Annotated in this window: 14 protein-coding genes; 9 read left to right on the forward strand and 5 right to left on the reverse strand. The window is 74.7% G+C overall.

Annotation, left to right across the window (positions count from 1 at the left end):
- Positions 1–218: 218 nt before the first annotated feature.
- The 8 genes from ACQ9ZG_RS28880 to ACQ9ZG_RS28915 all read left to right on the forward strand — a co-directional run bounded on the left by ACQ9ZG_RS28880 (position 219) and on the right by ACQ9ZG_RS28915 (position 9,384).
- The gene (locus ACQ9ZG_RS28880) at positions 219–1,052 is read left to right on the forward strand and encodes a M55 family metallopeptidase (RefSeq protein ID WP_028418590.1); all 834 of its coding nucleotides are present in this window, start codon (positions 219–221) and stop codon (positions 1,050–1,052) included.
- Positions 1,045–2,388 carry a M20/M25/M40 family metallo-hydrolase gene (locus ACQ9ZG_RS28885; protein WP_109914291.1) on the forward strand — a complete coding sequence of 448 codons (1,344 nt, stop codon included), beginning with the start codon at positions 1,045–1,047 and terminating at the stop codon, positions 2,386–2,388. Before ACQ9ZG_RS28880 ends, ACQ9ZG_RS28885 begins: the two co-directional genes overlap by 8 nt.
- Positions 2,389–2,445: 57 nt before the next feature.
- A complete protein-coding gene (locus ACQ9ZG_RS28890) occupies positions 2,446–4,461 on the forward strand; it encodes a S9 family peptidase (protein WP_499281370.1) in 2,016 nt (671 codons plus the stop codon).
- Positions 4,458–5,417 (forward strand): S66 peptidase family protein, encoded by a 960-nt coding sequence (locus ACQ9ZG_RS28895; protein ID WP_109916032.1) that lies wholly within the window; start codon positions 4,458–4,460, stop codon positions 5,415–5,417. The genes ACQ9ZG_RS28890 and ACQ9ZG_RS28895 overlap by 4 nt, the downstream gene beginning before the upstream one ends.
- A gap of 187 nt (positions 5,418–5,604) precedes the next feature.
- Positions 5,605–7,362 (forward strand): CocE/NonD family hydrolase, encoded by a 1,758-nt coding sequence (locus ACQ9ZG_RS28900; RefSeq protein WP_109916030.1) that lies wholly within the window; start codon positions 5,605–5,607, stop codon positions 7,360–7,362.
- A gap of 123 nt (positions 7,363–7,485) precedes the next feature.
- Positions 7,486–7,725: a LapA family protein gene (locus ACQ9ZG_RS28905; RefSeq protein ID WP_018491862.1), complete on the forward strand. Its 240-nt coding sequence runs from the start codon at positions 7,486–7,488 to the stop codon at positions 7,723–7,725.
- Between the two features lie 97 nt (positions 7,726–7,822).
- On the forward strand, positions 7,823–8,416 hold the full coding sequence (locus ACQ9ZG_RS28910; protein ID WP_109916028.1) for a GNAT family N-acetyltransferase: 594 nt from the start codon (positions 7,823–7,825) through the stop codon (positions 8,414–8,416).
- Positions 8,417–8,487: 71 nt separating this feature from the next.
- A complete protein-coding gene (locus tag ACQ9ZG_RS28915) occupies positions 8,488–9,384 on the forward strand; it encodes an arginase family protein (protein ID WP_109916026.1) in 897 nt (298 codons plus the stop codon).
- Positions 9,385–9,413: 29 nt separating this feature from the next.
- Here the strand turns inward: ACQ9ZG_RS28915 and ACQ9ZG_RS28920 are convergent, their stop codons facing one another.
- The 3 genes from ACQ9ZG_RS28920 to ACQ9ZG_RS28930 all read right to left on the reverse strand — a co-directional run bounded on the left by ACQ9ZG_RS28920 (position 9,414) and on the right by ACQ9ZG_RS28930 (position 12,439).
- Entirely contained in the window at positions 9,414–9,767 is a 354-nt protein-coding gene (locus ACQ9ZG_RS28920; protein ID WP_018491865.1) for a VOC family protein, read from the reverse strand.
- 236 nt (positions 9,768–10,003) lie between these two features.
- Entirely contained in the window at positions 10,004–10,813 is an 810-nt protein-coding gene (locus tag ACQ9ZG_RS28925) for a methyltransferase domain-containing protein (protein ID WP_109914602.1), read from the reverse strand.
- Between the two features lie 120 nt (positions 10,814–10,933).
- On the reverse strand, positions 10,934–12,439 hold the full coding sequence (locus ACQ9ZG_RS28930; protein ID WP_499281371.1) for a bifunctional phosphatase PAP2/diacylglycerol kinase family protein: 1,506 nt from the start codon (positions 12,437–12,439) through the stop codon (positions 10,934–10,936).
- A gap of 271 nt (positions 12,440–12,710) precedes the next feature.
- On the opposite strand from ACQ9ZG_RS28930, the gene ACQ9ZG_RS28935 reads away from it, so the two are divergent.
- Positions 12,711–13,916, forward strand: coding sequence for an aminotransferase class I/II-fold pyridoxal phosphate-dependent enzyme (locus tag ACQ9ZG_RS28935; protein WP_499281372.1), 1,206 nt, complete (start codon positions 12,711–12,713; stop codon positions 13,914–13,916).
- Positions 13,917–14,135: 219 nt separating this feature from the next.
- Here the strand turns inward: ACQ9ZG_RS28935 and ACQ9ZG_RS28940 are convergent, their stop codons facing one another.
- Together ACQ9ZG_RS28940 and ACQ9ZG_RS28945 are read right to left on the reverse strand one after the other, a co-directional pair.
- Complete coding sequence (locus ACQ9ZG_RS28940; RefSeq protein WP_084991045.1) at positions 14,136–14,774, reverse strand: DedA family protein; 639 nt, start codon at positions 14,772–14,774, stop codon at positions 14,136–14,138.
- Positions 14,771–15,547, reverse strand: coding sequence for an MBL fold metallo-hydrolase (locus tag ACQ9ZG_RS28945; protein ID WP_109915685.1), 777 nt, complete (start codon positions 15,545–15,547; stop codon positions 14,771–14,773). Before ACQ9ZG_RS28945 ends, ACQ9ZG_RS28940 begins: the two co-directional genes overlap by 4 nt.
- Positions 15,548–15,605 lie beyond the last annotated feature (58 nt).

Below are 15,605 nucleotides of genomic sequence, written 5' to 3' on the forward strand. Positions count from 1 at the left end.
TGCTGCTGCACGGGTGCGGCTCCTGGCTCTCCGTACGGCGCCGGTACGCGCCGCGATGCGGGGATGCTAGGAAGCGGGCCGCCCGGGGCAGAACCCTCGTGCGCTTTGCGTTCATAGTGTTCGCCGCGCACCCGGTGGGGGGAGCTTCGGCCGACCGGACCCGCCCCGGGCCGCCCCTCCCTGGCCCCCACCGCCCGCGGGGCGTACGGTGTGGCGGCATGAAGATCCTCATCAGCGCCGACATGGAGGGCGCCACCGGAGTGACCTGGCCGGCCGACGTGCTGCCGGGCACCCCGCAGTGGGAGCGCTGCCGGCCGATGTTCACCTCCGACGTGAACGCGGCCGCTCTCGGGTTCTTCGACGGCGGCGCCGACGAGGTGCTGGTCAACGAGGCCCACTGGTCGATGCGGAACCTCCTGCTGGAGCAGCTCGACGACCGGGTGCAGATGCTCACCGGGCGGCACAAGTCGCTCTCCATGGTGGAGGGCATCCAACACGGCGACGTGGACGCGGTCGCCTTCGTCGGCTACCACACGGGAGCCGGTACGGAGGGGGTCCTCGCCCACACCTACCTCGCCAACTCCATCACCGGCGTCTGGCTCAACGGGACCAGGGCGAGCGAGGGGCTGCTCAACGCGCACGTGGCCGCCGAGTACGGCGTGCCCGTCGTCCTCGTCACCGGCGACGACCTGACCTGCGTGGACGCGGCGGGATACGCCCCCGACGCCCGCAAGGTGGCCGTCAAGGACTACGTGTCGCGGTACGCGGCCGTCTGCCGCACCCCCGCCCGCACCGCCGCCGACATCCGCGCCGCCGCCCGGGAGGCCACCGCGCTCGCCGGAGCGCGGACGCCCGTGACCGGCGGGACGTTCACCGTGGAGCTGGAGTTCGACGCCGAGCATCTGGCCGCCGCCGCGACCGTGGTGCCCGGGGTGGCGCCCAGCGGCGAGAGGCGCGTCGCCTACACGGGCGCGACGATGTACGAAGGTATCCGCACGTTCAAGGCGGTGACGACGATCGTGTCGGCCGCCGTGGAGGAACAGTATGGCTGAGGCCACCGACCCGCTCGGCCCCGTGGACCGGCAGGCGCTCGACGAGGTGGTGACCTTCACCTCCGACCTGATCCGGATCGACACCACCAACCGGGGCGGCGGCGACTGCCGGGAGCGCCCGGCCGCCGAGTACGTCGCCGAGCGGCTCGCGGACGCCGGCATCGAGCCGACGCTGCTGGAGCGCACCCCCGGGCGGACCAACGTCGTCGCCCGGATCCCCGGCACCGACCCGTCAGCCGACGCGCTGCTCGTCCACGGCCACCTGGACGTGGTGCCCGCCGAACCCGCCGACTGGTCCGTCCACCCGTTCTCCGGCGAGGTCCGCGACGGGGTGGTGTGGGGGCGCGGGGCCGTCGACATGAAGAACATGGACGCGATGGTCCTCGCCACCGTACGGGGGTGGGCCCGCGAAGGGTTCCGGCCGCCGCGCGACATCGTCATCGCCTACACCGCCGACGAGGAGGACAGCGCCGTCGACGGCTCCGGCTTCCTCGCCGACCGGCACGCCGGACTCTTCGAGGGGTGCACGGAAGGCATCAGCGAGTCCGGGGCGTTCACCTTCCACGCCGGACAGGGCCTCTCCCTCTACCCCATCGGGGCCGGCGAGCGCGGCACCGGCTGGCTGAAGCTCAGCGCCGAGGGCCGGGCGGGACACGGCTCCAAGGTCAACCGGGAGAACGCGGTGACCGCCGTCGCCGCCGCCGTCGCCCGGATCGGCGAGCACGAGTGGCCCGTCCGCCTCACCCCGACCGTCCGCGCCGCCATCACCGAGATCGCCGCCCTGCACGGCATCACCGTGGACCTGGACGACCCCGGGTTCGACGTCCCCCAGCTCCTCGCCAAGCTCGGCCCGGCCGCCACGCTCGTCCAGAACACCATCCGCAACAGCAGCAACCCGACGATGCTCGGCGCCGGCTACAAGGTCAACGTCATCCCCGGCCACGCCACCGCCTTCGTCGACGGACGGTTCGTCCCCGGCGGCGAGGACGAGTTCCACGAGACCCTGGACCGGCTCACCGGCCCCCTCGTCTCCTGGGAGTTCTACCACCGGGAGCAGGCCCTCCTGGCCCCGGTCGACTCACCGACGTACGCCAGACTCCGCGCCGCCGTCGAGAAGTTCGACCCGGGAGCGCACGCCGTGCCTTACTGCATGTCCGGGGGCACCGACGCCAAGCAGTTCGCCAAGCTCGGCATCACCGGCTACGGCTTCTCGCCGCTCAAGCTGCCCCCGGGGATCGACTACCAGGCGCTCTTCCACGGCGTCGACGAGCGCGTCCCCGTCGACGCCCTCCACTTCGGCGTCCGCGTCCTCGACCACTATCTGCGCACCGCCTGACCAGCACCGCACCGATACCCGCGCACCGCCCGACCGCTCCCTGGGGGGACCTCCACCGTGAACACCGTGCCCGCAGCCCCGTACGGTTCCTGGCCGTCACCGATCGACGCGGCCCTCGCCGCCTCGCACGACGGCCGCCCCGACCACCTCTCCGCGGTCGGGGACGAGGTGTGGTGGACCGAGCCGCGCCCGGCCGAGGGAGGACGCCGCGCCCTGGTGCGGCGCCGCCCGGACGGCACCACCGAGCCCGTGCTGCCCGCCCCGTGGAACCCGCGCAGCCGGGTCATCGAGTACGGCGGACAGCCCTGGGCGGGCGTCGTGCGCGAGGAGGGCGGGCCGCTCGTCGTGTTCGTCGACTTCGCGGACCAGCGGCTGTACGCGTACGCCCCCGACGGCCCGGACGCGCCCTGGCCCCTCACCCCCGTCTCGGACATCGGCGGCGGGCTGCGCTGGGTGGACCCGCAGGTGCATCCGGACCGGGGCGAGCAGGGCGAAGTCTGGTGCGTGCTGGAGGAGTTCACCGGCCCTGGGCCCACCGACGTACGCCGCGTCATCGCCGCCGTACCGCTGGACGGCTCGGCCGCCGACGACCGCTCCGCCGTACGCGAACTCTCCGACGGGCGGCACCGGTTCGTCACCGGCCCCCGGGTCTCGCACGACGGGCGACGCGCCGCCTGGATCGCCTGGGACCACCCGCGGATGCCGTGGGACGGCACGGTGGTGATGGTCGCGGAGATCACGGACAGCGGTGGGTTCACCGGCGTACGGCCCCTGGTGGGCGATGACGACGAGTCGGTGTGCCAGATCGAGTGGGACCGCGACGGCACCCTCCTCTTCGTCTCCGACCTGGCCGACTGGTGGGAGCTCCAGCGCATCCGGCCCGACGCCGTCGCCGGGGGAGTGGTGCCCAGCAGCCGCCTTCTGCCGCCCCGGGGCGAGGAGTTCGGCGGTCCGCTGTGGAAGATCGGGCTGCGCTGGTTCCACCCGCTGGAGAACGGGCTGATCGCCGTCCTGCACGGCCGCGGTTCCCAGCGGCTGGGCATCCTCGACCCGGAGACCGGCGAACTCGCCGACGTCCCCGGCCACTGGACCACCTGGGCCGACACCCTCGCCGTGCACGGCAGCCGGGTCGTCGGCGTCGCGGCGAGCCCGCGCACCGGCTACGAGGTCGTCGAACTGGACACCGCCACCGGACGCACCCGGGTCATCGGCTCCGCCCACCAGGACGCCGTCGACCCGGCCTACCTCCCCGTACCGCGGGACCGGACGTTCACCGGCTCCGACGGCCGCGAGATCCACGCCCACGTCTACCCGCCGAACCACCCCGGACTGACCGGCCCCGAGGGCGAACTGCCCCCCTACCTCGTGGCGGCGCACGGCGGCCCCACCGGTCACGCGCCGCTCGTCCTCGACCTGGAGATCGCCTACTTCACCTCGCGCGGCATCGGCGTCGCCGTCGTCAACTACGGCGGCTCCACCGGCTACGGCCGCCGCTACCGCGAACGGCTCCGCGAACAGTGGGGAATCGTCGACGTGGCGGACTGCGAGGCCGTCGCCGACGCCCTGGTCGCGGAGGGCGCCGCCGACCCCCGGCGGCTCGCGGTCCGGGGCGGCAGCGCGGGCGGCTGGACGGCCGCCGCCTCGCTCGTCAACACCGACCGCTACGCCTGCGCCACGATCCTCTTCCCGGTCCTGGACCTGGACGGCTGGTCCACCGAGGGCACCCACGACTTCGAGTCGCAGTACCTGGAGTCGCTGATCGGACCGGCCGCCGAGGTGCCCGAGCGCTACCGGGAACGCGCGCCGATCAACGGCACCGACCGGCTCACCGCCCCGTTCCTGCTGCTCCAGGGGCTGGACGACCTGGTCTGCCCGCCCGCCCAGTGCGACCGGTTCCTCGCCGCGATCGAGGGGCGGGGCGTGCCGCACGCCTACATCACCTTCGAGGGGGAGGGGCACGGATTCCGGCGGGCGGAGACCCTCATCAGGGCGCTGGAGGCCGAACTCTCCCTCTACGTACAGACGTTCGGTATCGACCGGAGTGATGTGCCGCCGCTGGAGCTCGGGAAGTGACGGCACCTCCCTCCCCGGCGGCCCCCCTGGCCCGGCCGCCCCGGCTGCGTCCCGGGGCGCGGGTCGCCGTCGTCGCCCCCAGTGGACCCGTCCCCGCCGACCGGCTGGAGGCGGGGCTCGGGGTGCTGCGCGACTGGGGCCTGGAGCCCGTCGTGATGCCCCATGTCCTCGACGTGCACCCGGAGTTGGACCATCTGGCCGGGACCGACGCGGACCGGGCCGCCGACCTCCTGGCCGCCTGGTGCGACCCGTCCGTGGACGCCGTGTTCTGCGCCCGGGGCGGATACGGCGCCCACCGGATGGTCGACCTGCTCGACTGGGCGGCGATCCGGGCGGCCGGACCCAAGGTGTTCGTCGGCTACAGCGACATCACCGCACTGCACGAGGCGTTCGCGCTGCGCGCCGGATACGCCACCCTGCACGGCCCGATGATCGCCACCGAGAGGTTCGTCGAGGACGCGCCGACCCGCGAGCACCTGCGCGCCACGCTCTTCGCGCCGGAGCAGGTACGCACCCTCGGCCTGGACACCGCCGCCCCCCTCGTCCCCGGCCGGGCCCGGGGCGTCCTCTACGGCGGCTGCGTCAGCCTCCTCGCCGCCGCCATCGGCACCCCGCACGCCCGGCCGGACGCCCGGGGCGGGCTGCTGGCGATCGAGGACACCGGCGAGGAGCCCTACCGGCTCGACGGCATCCTCACCCGGCTGCTGCGCTCCGGCGCCCTGGCGGGGCTGTCCGGCGTGATCTGCGGCTCCTGGCAGGAGTGCGGGCCGTACGAGAAGGTCCGCGCGGTGCTCGCCGACCGGTTCGGGCCGCTCGGGATACCCGTGATCGAGGAGCTGGGGTTCGGCCACGGGCCGACCGCCCTGACGGTCCCGCTGGGCGTGCCGGCCGTGCTCGACGCCCCGGCGGACGGCGGCCGTTGCACGCTGACCGTCGAGGTCCCGGCGCTCCTCTAGACACCTGCGGGGCCCGTCCCGAGCACCCTCGGCGGGCGGCCCCGCGGATGTGAAGGTCCGTCAACGACCGCTGTCGCCAGCGTTGACACGGCTATGACACGTGTCACAGCATGAGCGCGGTCCAGTACTAACCGGTCGGTAGGGTGTCCTCGGTGTGGAGGTCTACGTGTCAGGTGCTGTTCCCGGTGTGCGCAACCCGCTCGTCGCCCTCGCGGCGGCCGCTCTCGCCGCCCCCCTCGTCCTCGCCGGTCCGGCCCGTGCCGAGCCGGCCCCGTACACCGTCACCCCGCTGAAGTTCACCGTCCAGGCGGGCGGGCGCTCCTGCACGGTCGACGCCGATCTCTACCGCCCGGCGGGCGTCGACGCGGACCGCCCCGCCCCCGCCGTCCTCGCCACCAACGGCTTCGGCGGCAGCAAGTCCGACGGCTCCACCGACGCCATCGGCAGGGCCGTCGCCACCCGCGGCTATGTCGGGCTCGTCTACTCCGGCCTCGGCTTCGGCAAGTCCGGCTGCCTGATCACCCTGGACGACCCGGCCATCGACGGAAAGGCCGCGAGCGGACTCCTCGACTTCCTCGGCGGCACCCGCGCGGCGGACGACGGCACCCGCGCGGACTACGTCGTCCAGGACGGTGAGGGTGACCCGCGCGTCGGCATGATCGGCGGCTCCTACGGCGGCGCCATCCAACTGGCGACCGCCTCCACCGACCCCCGGCTCGACGCCCTCGTCCCGCTCATCACCTGGAACGACCTCGCCTACGCGCTCGCCCCCAACAACACCGGGGCCCGCACCGGCGTCACCTCCGACACCCCCGGCGTCTTCAAGTGGCAGTGGACCAACGGGTTCTACCTGATCGGCGAGGGGCAGCCGCTCCTCAACCCGAGCCTGGACCCCTCCCGTTTCAACCGGCTGGACTGCCTGCACTTCGCCGCCCGGGCCTGCGAGACCATCCGCCTCCTCAACTCCGGCCGCTACCCCGCCGACAGGACGGAGGCGATGCTCGCCTACGCCCGCAGCGTCTCGCCCGTCTCCTACCTCGACCGGGTCACGGCGCCCACCCTCGTCGTCCAGGGCCAGGCCGACAGCCTCTTCAACCTCAACGAGGCGACCGCCACCTACGAGACCCTGAAGGCGCAGGGCACCCCGGCCAAGATGATCTGGCAGTCCTGGGGCCACAGCGGGGGCCAGGTTCCCGGCGAACTCGACCTGAGCGAAGGAAACTTGGAGAGCAGCTACGTGGGGCAGCGGGTGCTCGCCTGGTTCGACCGGTACCTCCGGAAGAGGACGGAGACCGACACCGGACCCGAGTTCGCCTACTACCGCTCCTGGCAGAGCGGTTACGGCACCGCCGACCGGCTGCCCGCCCTCTCCCAGCAGTTGTACCTCTCCGGCGACGGCAAGCTCGTCGACAACCGCTCCAAGGTCGTCCGGGGCAGCCGCCAGTACACCAACTGGCTGGTCCCCAGCAGCCATTCGGAGAGCTCGATCGCCCCGCTGATCGGGCTGCCCGACCCGAAGCCGTACGACACCAAGGGCACCTACCTCGGCTGGCGCAGCGCCCCGTTCACCGCGCCCCTCGACGTGGTCGGCGCCCCGAAGGCCACCCTCAAGGTCGTCTCGCCGAAGGCGGAGCGGGTCCAGAACAGCGGGGACGCCTCCGACAAGCTCGTCCTCTTCGCGAAGGTGTACGACGTCGCCCCCGACGGCACCCGGACCTTGGTGAACCGGCTGGTCTCGCCGGTCCGGGTCCCCGATGTGACCCGGCCCTTCACGGTGGAGCTGCCCGGCATCGTCCACCGGTACGAGAAGGGGCACCGGCTGGAGTTCGTGATCGCCGCCAGCGACACCGCGTACTTCGGCAACCGGGGCATCAAGCCCGTCACCGTGGTCAGCGCCCCCGAGGACACCGGCGTCCTGGAACTCCCGGTGGTCCCGGCCGGCTGACCACCGTCCCCGCCGCCGCGCCCCTCACTCCGCGTTCACCCGAACGGGCGAACATCACCGCCCTCCGGGCCCGGCACCGGGCCATGCTGGGACCCCGGGGGGCGGCGGCGGAAGGACCGGACCATGAGTCCCAAGGACGTGACGAGCGACGGCAGGAGCGGCACCGGGCTGTGGACCCCGGGACGTATCGCCGTCGCGGTGCTGGTCGCCCTGGTCATCGTGTTCATCTGCGTGAACACCCAGAGCGTCACCATCCGGGTGATCATCCCGCAGGTGACCATGCCCCTCTGGCTCGCCCTGCTCGCCATGTTCCTCATCGGGCTGGTCTGCGGCGGCTACCTCTTCCGCCGCAAGGGCAGGTGACACCGCGTACCGGCGGGTGACGGGACGGGCATCCGACGGGTACGGGCCTGGGGCGGCCGGGTCCGCCCCGCGCCCGTACCCGTCGTACGCTGGGACGATGCCCGATCCGAACGGCCACCGGACCCCGACCGGCACCGGCCCCTATCTCGCCGAAGGCCCCCGGACGGCCCTGCGCCGCTTCACCGGGGCCGACGCGGCGGAGTTCACCGCCCGCGCCCGGGAGAGCCGCGCCCACCACCACCCGTGGCTCTTCCCGCCCGAGCGGCCCGACACCTACGCCGCGTACACCGAGGCCCTCGCCCGGGACCCGGCCCGCGAAGGCTTCCTCGTCTGCGAGCGGGGCGGCGGGGGCGGTGCGCACGGGGCGCCGGACGGGGCCATCGCCGGGTTCATCAACATCAACAACATCGTCCTCGGCGGCTTCCGCTGCGGCGCCCTCGGCTACGGGGCCTTCGCCCACGCGGCCGGGCGCGGACTGATGGGCGAGGCGCTCGGCCTCGTCATGGACCTCGCCTTCGGACCGCTCGGCCTGCACCGCCTGGAGGCCAACATCCAGCCCGGCAACGCGGCCTCCATCGCCCTGGTCCGGCGGGCCGGATTCCGCCTGGAGGGCTTCTCGCCCGACTTCCTCCACATCGACGGCGCCTGGCGCGACCACGAACGCTGGGCGATCACCGCACCCGCGCCCTGAGCCCCGCAGGCCGTCACGCGGTCCGCCGAAAGCGCTTGAGCCTCCCGGGGCGGCGGCGGAGGATGGGCCGCATGCGCACCATCGTGGTCCTCGACGCCCCTTCCAACCTGGGTCTGCGGCCCCCCGCCCCCGGGACCGTTCCCGGCTGCTACAAGCTGGCGGGCGCCCTGCGTGAGCAGCGGATCGTGCAGCGGCTCGGTGCCCTGGAGGGCGGCGTCGTGGTGCCGCCCCGCTACGACCGCGGGGACTGGCAGCCGGGCGACGGGGTCTTCAACGCCGCCGCCATCGCCCGCTACACCCGTACCCTCGCGGACCGGATCGAAGGGCACGTACGGGCCGGGGAGTTCGCCGTCGTCCTGGGCGGAGACTGCTCCATCCAGCTCGGCGCGGCCCTCGCGCTGCGCCGCCTCGGCCGGTACGGGCTGGCCGCCGTCGACGGGTCCGCCGACTTCCGGCACGTGGGCAACAGTGACCACGTCGGGGCCGCGGGCGGGGAGGAGCTGGCCATCGCCACCGGGCGCGGCCAAGCGGACCTGAGCGACCTCGAAGGGCTCCGCCCCTACCTCAAGGACGAGGACGTCCGCCTCTTCGGGATGCGGGACGGAGACGAGGACCAGGCAGAGCTCGCCGCGCTGAAGATCCCCCACGTGACCGTCGGCCGGCTCAGGGAGCGGGGCGCCGCCGAGCTGGCCCGGGCCGCCGTGGAGAGCCTGGAGACCCCCGCCCTGGACGGCTACTGGGTCCACCTCGACGCCGACGTCCTCGACCCGAGCGTCATGCCCGCCGTCGACAGCCCGGACGACGGCGGCCTGATGCCGGACGAACTCGCCCCCCTGCTGCGTACGTTGCTCTCGTCGCCGCGCTGCGTCGGCCTCAACGTCACCATCTACGACCCGGATCTGGACCCGGACGGCACGGCGGGCGCGCTCCTCGCGGACCTCGTCGTCGGAGCGCTCGCACCGGCCTGACGCGTCGGCCTCCGGTCCGGACGGACGGCTCAGACCGTGACCTTGCGGTCCACGTACTCGAAGACCGAGCCGTCCGGGTGGAGCGCGATCAGATTGCGGCCCGCCGGGGTCGGCACCGGCCCCGCGACGATCCGCGCGCCCGCCCGGGTGAGCGCCGCGTTCGCCTCGTCGACGTCCTTGACGGCGATGGTCGCCCCCACCTTGCGCAGCACCTCCAGCTCGGCCGCGGGACCGCTCATCAGCAGGAAGCAGCCGATGGCGGCGACCGACACCCCGCCGCGCTCGAACCGCTGGGCCGGGGTGCCCGTCAGCCCCTCGTAGAAGGCCACCGCGGCCTCCAGGTCGTCGACGCAGATACGCAGCGTGGTTCCGAGAATCTCCATGCGTACGAGGGTAATTGGCCCGTGCCCCGGGTGTGATCGATTCGGGCCCGCTCCGGCCCGCCCGCATCCGGCCGCCGTGGTGCGGGCCCGGCGCGAGGGCCCTGCCGGGGAAGGGCGTACGCCACCGAAGGCCGCCGTCCGGCCCCGCCGTCCGGCGGAGGGCCGGGCCGCCGCCGCCCGCGTCCACGCCATCGCGCGCCTGGACGGACCGCGGGTTCACGAGCGGCCCCGGGGGGTCACCCCCGGCAGAGCACCTCGCCGTGCGGGACCAGGAACCATCCGTCCGCCTCCGCGCCCCAGCCGCGCCAGGTGTCCGCGATGGCCGCCAGCTCCTCGGCGCTCGCATGGCCGCCCCGTACCGCCAGTTCGGCGTAGACGGAGTCCGTCGTACGGTCCGCCCACAGCCCGCTCCACCAGGCGCGGGTCTCCGGGGTGGCGAAGCACCAGGCGGCGGCCGTCGGGGTGATGTCGGTGAACCCGGCCCGCCGCGCCCAGGAGAGCAGCTTCCGCCCGGCGTCCGGGTCGCCGCCGTTGGCGCGGGCCACCCGGCGGTACACCTCCTGCCACTCCGCCAGCCCGGGTGTCTCCGGATACCAGGCCATCGCCGCGTAGTCGCTGTCCCGCACGGCGACCACCCCGCCGGGGCGGCAGACCCGCCGCATCTCACGCAGCGCCTGCACCGGGTCGCCCACGTGCTGGAGCACCTGGTGGGCATGGACGACGTCGAAGGAATCGTCGGGGAAGTCCAGCGCGTGGACGTCGGCCACGGCGAACTCGACGTTCTCCAGGCCGCGTTCGGCGGCCACCGCCGCCGCCTGCTCCAGGATGCCGGTGCCGGTGTCGACCGCCGTCACCCGGCCCGGCGCGACCAGCGCGGCCAGGTCGGCGGTGATGGTGCCTGGGCCGCAGCCCACGTCCAGCACCGCCATGCCGGGCCGGAGTTCACCGAGCAGATAGCCCGCCGAGTTGGCGGCCGTCCGCCAGCGGTGCGAGCGCAGCACCGACTCGTGGTGGCCATGGGTGTAGACCGCGGTCTCTTTCGGCAGGGCAGCGTCCGGCATGGCGGCGTCCTCTCTCGGTACGGCGGTTGCGCGCTGCCGCCACCGTACGCCGCCATGCCGGATAGTGAGATGGGTGTCTTGAATCCCGGACGGCCGGGTGGGGTCTCAGACGGGCATCGGGCAGTAGACCGTCAGCGCCTCCGGCAGCTTGTCGATCAGCAACTCCGTCCCGGAGCGCGCCACTTCACCGTCGTACGCGTACGGCGTCCCCGGCGTCAGGCCGGCGATCCGCACCCGACGCCGCCGCACCGCCGCATGGGCGGGGGAGCGGGTCAGCGGACCGGCCACCGCCGCCGCGAGCAGCCGCAGCGCGGGCGTCCGGCCGCCGTGCACCACCCGCACGTCCAGCAGCCCGTCCGCCAGGTTGTGGCGTCGGCCGGGCGCCGGGCCGACCCGCTGGAAGAGGCCGTTGCCGACGAAGAGCAGCCACAACGGCCGCCTGCGGCCCTGGAGTTCGGCCTCCAGGGGCTGCCGTCCGCGCAGCACGTGGAAGGCGGCGAGCACTCCGGCGGGCCAGCCGCCGATCCGGGGCGACCAGTGCTCCCGGGTCCGTACCAGCTCCGGATAGACGCCCAGGCTGAACGCGTTGAGGAAGTAGCCGTCCGCCCCCTCGGGCCCCTTCGGGCCGGGACGGAAGCGGCCCAGGTCGACCTGTATGGCGTCGCCCGCGGTGAGGGCCGCCGCCGCTTCCTGGACCGTCTCGATGCCCAGGTCGTAGGCGAAGTGGTTGAGCGTTCCGCCCGGGAAGACGGCCAGCGGCATGCTGTGCGTCGCCGCGACGGAGGCCGCGAGGTTGACCGTGCCGTCGCCGCCGCAGACCCCCAGCGCCCTGCCCCGGCCGGCCGCCTTCTCCATGGCGGTGGAGAGCTCCTCCGGCGCGCACTCGACGACCTCGGCCTGCGGCAGCGCCTCACGCACCAGCGACGCGGTCGCGGTGGCCGTGCCCGACGCCTGGTTCACCACGACCACGAGCCCCTTCCCGCCGGGCAGCGCGGGCGCCTCACCGGGCGGGCGGCCGGGCGCCGGGAGCTGCCCCCGGGTGGGGACGACCCCGCGCAGGGCGAACGCGGCCCCGATGCCGAGCGCGGCACCGGCCAGGACGTCGCCCGGGTAGTGGACACCCGTGTAGACGCGGGAGGCGGCCACGGCCGCCGCGACGGGTGCGACCACCGCGCCCCAGCCCTTCGACTCCAGCGCCACCCCGGTGGCGAAGGCGGCGGCCGACGCCGCGTGGCCGGAGGGGAACGACGTGGTGACCGGCTGCCGCTTCAGCTGCCGCATCACCGGCACCTGGTCGAGTATCGGCCGCTGCCTGCGGACCGCGCCCTTGCCGATCGTGTTGATCGCCGCCGAGGCCACGGCCAGCGAGGCGACCCCGCGCAGCGCGGCGCGGCGGGACCGGGCGCTGGGGCCGACGGCCGCGATGCCGAGGGCCGTGCCGAACCAGAGCAGCCCGTGGTTGGCGCTCCGGCTCAGCTTGGGCAGCAGAGGATCGGCGCCCGGCCAGTGCCGGTCGGCGACGCTGTGGAAGACGGCGAGATCCCGTCCTTGCAACCAGTGCCGGACCCGGTCGGCGGCGGAGGAGGCGGACGATGGGCGCGATGACGACATGGGCGACATGGCTCAGCGAATACCCGGACGCCCGCCGATGAACCAGCAGGCGCGCTGAGAGCCTCACCACGCTCCGCCGACCACCGGCACAACGGCCCAGTCCCGCCCCGGCTCGCCCGGGTGCGCAGGTGGACGGGCGCACCGGCCCGAACCTCCGTATAAAGGGCCCAGGGCGCCGGAGGCCCGTGAGCCGGGACGCCCCGGTACCCGCGGACGGCCGGAGAGCGCCCCGGAGCCGCGGACGGCCCGACGGGGAGCGAGGAGGCCGGAGATGCACGAGGACCACGGGCCCGTCCGCTACGGGCCGCCCGCCCCCGACCCCGGCCTCCCCGTCCTTCCCGAGCTGGCCGCCGTCCTCGCCGCCGCCGCGGACCGCACCCGGGCCGAGCCGCCCGGCGGTGGCCGCACCCTCCGCGAGGCGGCCCGGGGCTTCTGGGACCGGCGCGGGCTGCACGGCTCCCCGGAGCACATCGTGGCGGCCCCCGGAGACCAGCCGCTCCTCCTCGCCCTGATCGCCGCCCACGGCGGTGACGTCCTGATGCCCCGCCCCTGCCCGGCCACCTGGATGCCCCAGGCGCGGCTGCTCGGCAGGCCCGCCTACCAGGTGCCGACGCCCGCGGAGTGCGGGGGCGTCCCCGACCCGTACGCCCTGCTGGAGACCGTGCGCCGGGTGCGGGCCGAGGGCGGCCGGCCGAAGCTGCTGGTGCTCTCCGTGGCCGACGACCCCACCGCCACCGTCGCCCCGCCCGAGCTGGTGCGGGAGGCGTGCGAGGCGGCGGTCGGGGAGGGGCTGCACATCATCAGCGACGAGACCTGGCGCGACACCGTGCACCGGCCCCGGGACACGGTCCTGCTCAGCCCCGCCGAGATGTGCCCCGACGACGTCACGGTGATCAGCGACCTCTCCGGCGCCCTCACCCCCGCCGCCTGGCCCCTCGCCGTCGCCCGCTTCCCCGGGACCGGGCGGGGAGCGGTGCTCCGGGCCCGAACGCTCGACGTCCTCACCGCCCTGGGCGCCCTGGTCGCCGGGCCCCTCGCCCCTTCCGCCGCCCACGCCCTGGGCGAACCGGAGGCCGTACGGGAACGGGTCCGGCAGGCCGCGCGGCTCCACGGACGGGTGGCCGCCGCCGTCCACCGCACGGTGCTCGGCGTGGGGGCGCTGGCCCGGCCCCCGCAGGCGGGCCGCCACCTCTACGCGGACCTCGGCCCGCTCCGGGCCCGGCTGGCGGCGCTCGGGGTCACGGACTCCATGGAGCTGGAGGAGCACCTCACCGACCGGCTGGGCGCCCCCACCCCGGGCGGCCACCGCTTCGGGGACGAGCTGGGCGCCCTGCGCGTACGGCTCTCCACCGGGCCCCTGCTGGGCGCCACGCCCGCGGAGCGGCGGGAGTCCCTGACGGCGGCGGAGCCGCTGGAGCTGCCGCACGTGGAGCGGGCGCTGAGCCGGTTCGCGACGGCCCTCGACGAACTGCGCTGAGCCGGGCCCGGCGGAGGTCCGGACGCGCCCGGGCCCCTCAGGCGGGTTGGTGCTCTCCGGTCGGTCCCGGGCCTTCGGGTCGGTCGGGGTTCCCCGGTCGGTCCCGGGCCTTCGGGTCGGTCGGGGTTCTCCGGTCGGTCCCGGGCCTTCCGGTCGGTCGCGGGTCCTCCGGACGGTCCGGGTCCTCAGCCGCCCCGGGACCCGGATCGCCCCGTGCCCTCAGGCCGTCCCGTGGCCGAACCGTGCCCGCAGCCTCCGCCAGAGCGCCGGTGCCCCGCTGATCACCACGGTCAGCGCCACCGCCGCGACCACGCCCTGCCACGGCTCCGGGAAGAGCGAGCCGCCGAGTATCCCGATCAGCTGGTACGTCGCCGCCCAGGCCAGACAGGCCGGGACGTCGCCCCGGGCGAACGTCTTGAGCGGCATCTTCCCCAGCAGACACGCCAGCATCACCGGGATCCGCCCCGCCGGGACCAGCCGGGAGAGGACCAGCACCGTCCCGCCGTGCTCGGCCAGCTTCTCCTGCGCCTGGGCGAGACGCTCCGGCGCGGCGCGCCGGGTGAGCGTCTCCAGCCACTTCGACCCGTTCTTCGACCGCACCCCCCGCTGCCCCAGCCAGTACAGGCACACATCGCCCAGGAACGCCGCCGCCGAGGCCACGAGGAAGACGAGGACCAGCGAGAACGGTGAGGACTGGTGGAGCGCCACCACCGCCGCCGAACTCACCAGCGCCCCCGTCGGGATCACCGGCACCAGCGACCCCAGCGCCACCAGCAGGAACAGCGTCGGATAGCCCACGGCCTGCTGGGCCGACTCGGTGGGCAGCTCCCGCACCACCGACTGGAACTCCTGGATCACCGCTCGGCCTCCGGCCGCACCCGCTCGCCGTGGGAGAGCAGGTGCACCGCCACCTCCGGTGCCCGGATGCCCGCCTGCCGGACGAACTCGTCACCCGGCCCGTGGAACTCGTGCGGCCGCACCCCGTCGAGACCGATCGGCCAGTACGTGCCGAAGTGCACCGGCACCGCCGAGCGCGGCTCCAGCAGCCGCAGCGCCCGGGCGGCCCGGGCGGCGTCCAGGTGGCCGTGCCCCAGATAGGGGCCCCACCCGCCCACCGGCAGCAGCGCCACGTCCACCGCGCCCACCGCCTCGCCCATCCCGTCGTAGAGCCCGGTGTCCCCGGCGAAGTACGTACGGGCCTCGCCCTCGACCACGTAACCGAGCGCGGGCACCCGGCGCGGCCCGACCGGCAGTCGGCGGCCGTCGTGCAGCGCCGGGACCGCCCGCACCCGCACCTCGCCGACCCGCACCTCGTCGCCCGCCCGTACCTCGGTGATCCGGAGGTCCAGCTTCCGGTGCAGCGACCGCAGCCCGGGAACGGCCGCCACCGCGCCGCTCGGCACGATCAGCCGGGTACCGGGGGACAGCCGGGAGAGCGAGGGGAGGTGCAGATGGTCGGAGTGCAGATGCGAGACGAGCACCACCTCCGCGAGGGCGGCCTGCGGCGGCGGCACCTCGCCCCGGCGCCGCCGCAGATGCGCGAAGCGCCGTACGAACAGGGGATCGGTCAACACCCGTACGCCGGAGTCCTCGATCGTGCAGGTGGCATGACCCCACCAGGTGACCTCCACCGGTACGCCCCGCCTCCTCGCTCGCCCTGTGACCTCTCATGCGCCCGCCTCCGTGCGG

It is taken from the genome of Streptomyces araujoniae (assembly GCF_050871195.1).
Lineage (GTDB): Bacteria > Actinomycetota > Actinomycetes > Streptomycetales > Streptomycetaceae > Streptomyces > Streptomyces bacillaris.